The 355-nt window shown below is 65.6% G+C and carries 1 pseudogene; it reads left to right on the top strand.

Annotated elements, in window-relative coordinates:
• Positions 1–355 (top strand): annotated as a pseudogene (locus NK1_RS33150) (DNA-directed RNA polymerase subunit beta); the annotation flags it as partial.

The following is a 355-nucleotide window of genomic DNA, read 5'->3' as shown; positions in this document are numbered from 1 at the left end:
GGGATGGATCGCCAAGGCGGGGTGGGACATTCGGCTCACCGACGGCGCCCGCCCCGACTGGGCGCAGCGACTGCCCGCGGAACTGCTTTCGGCACAACCGGATACGAATCTCGCCACGCCGGTGTTCGACGGTGCGCACGAAGCCGAACTCGCCGGCCTGCTCACCTCGACCCTGCCCAACCGCGACGGCGAGGTCATGGTCGACGCGAACGGTAAGTCGGTGTTGTTCGACGGCCGTTCCGGTGAGCCGTTCCCGTACCCGGTGGCGGTGGGTTACATGTACATCCTGAAGCTGCATCACTTGGTGGACGACAAGATCCACGCGCGGTCGACGGGTCCGTACTCGATGATCACT

The organism is Nocardia kruczakiae NBRC 101016 (assembly GCF_001612965.1).
In the GTDB taxonomy this organism is placed as follows: Bacteria; Actinomycetota; Actinomycetes; order Mycobacteriales; family Mycobacteriaceae; genus Nocardia; species Nocardia kruczakiae.
Note: the sequence above shows the minus strand (reverse complement) of the source record. Positions and strands in the feature narration are given on the sequence as shown.